This window comes from Pseudoalteromonas sp. BSi20311 (assembly GCF_000239875.1).
Lineage (GTDB): Bacteria > Pseudomonadota > Gammaproteobacteria > Enterobacterales > Alteromonadaceae > Pseudoalteromonas.
The window spans coordinates 1-1,543 of sequence record NZ_BADU01000106.1; the positions used below are offsets into that span (position 1 = coordinate 1).

Below are 1,543 nucleotides of genomic sequence, written 5' to 3' on the forward strand. Positions count from 1 at the left end.
GACATATATGGACGCTCCCTTGAAGTCAAGACGAGCTAATGTATAAACATCAAAATTGATGCCTTTATTTTATTATCATGTATCTCATATCACAGTAATGATGCGTCACAAGCTTGCTGAAAAGCAAAGGTACTGACATATATTCGAGCTATGGTGTCATGGTTATCATGCGCCATGCTCCTAATGAGCTTCGTACCAAGGGACCTAAAAAATATTCACCCAAACGAGATTTAATCTCGTGTCTTTATCTGGTTAACCTTGGTTAGCGTGCGCTTTTTGTTTCATTATAAGTGAAGTACATACAGGATAAGCGTATGTTACGACTTAAGTGCCCAAACACCCACTCAGGTTTTAAAACCTATGTCATAACCAGGCTGTCTTAAGTCGTAAACTCGGGTGTGATTGGTGTGTAAAATACGCATAATTAAGCATCCTTTTGTGTATTCTGCACATACTGAGGAGAGTAGAGAGTTTGCTTGGTCAGCAATATCCACATCAGTCGAGCCAATCTGTGTGCGGTGGCGACCACCACACAATTAAAGTGTTTTTTCTCGCGCAACTGGTTTATCCACTGGCTTAGCGCATCTGTTTTATGGTGGCTTCTGGCGATAAGGGCGCGAGCACCGTGAATAAGTTGTTTTCGCAGGTAACTGTTACCTCGCTTAGTAATACCAGACATTTTACTTTTATCGCCTGACGCGTATTGTTTTGGAGTTAATCCTAGCCAGACGCCCAGCTCTTTTGCATTTTTAAATGCCTGACCGTTCCCGATTGACGCTGCATAGGCCGAGGCATTGAGTACACCCACGCCAGGAATAGAGTGAAGTATTTTAGCGTTTGTATCCCGTTCAACGTGTGCAGTAAGCATCGCTTCAATGGCTTTAATGCGTTTAACAAGGGTTTTGTACTCAGTGTAAATATCACTCACCATTATGCGCAGCTGAGGGCGAAGCTCAGAATCACTTTCTAAGGCAATTATCCCTTGCTCTAATGCCTTCATACCGACAGGAAATACATACCCAAAATCGACCAATAAACCGCGTAACTGGTTGGTTGCAGCAATCCTGTTTTGCAGAAGTCGCTCACGTATCTTATGGAGCATGAGTATTTCTTGCTGAGCTTCGGTTTTAATAGGAACGAATTTAATATGAGGGCGTAAGCTTGCTTCATAGATAGCAAGGGCATCGTTACTGTCGTTTTTATTACCGCGAACAAAGGGGGTAACGTGTTGTGCAGGGATAAGGTCAACGGTATGACCGTAAGACGAAAATACTCTTCCCCAGTAGTGGGAAGAATAACAGGCTTCCATCACCACGCGGCACGGAGGGGTATTCGCCATGAAGGCGTTGAGTTTAGCTCTGTTTAAACGTTTATTGCATTCTCTTTTATAGTTAGAATTAAAGCCAGCGACTTGGAATACATTTTTTGCCAAATCAATTGATAATGTGCTAATTTTCATGACGGACGTTCCCTTTTAACTGAGTGTGAGTTAACCAGTTTGGCGCATTGACGCCGTTTAGGGGAGCGTCCATCTCATCACCCA

Annotated in this window: 1 protein-coding gene; it reads right to left on the reverse strand. The window is 43.1% G+C overall.

Going from position 1 to position 1,543, the window contains the following annotated elements:
* Positions 1-424: 424 nt before the first annotated feature.
* Complete coding sequence (locus tag P20311_RS12145) at positions 425-1,459, reverse strand: IS110 family transposase (RefSeq protein WP_008113199.1); 1,035 nt, start codon at positions 1,457-1,459, stop codon at positions 425-427.
* Positions 1,460-1,543 lie beyond the last annotated feature (84 nt).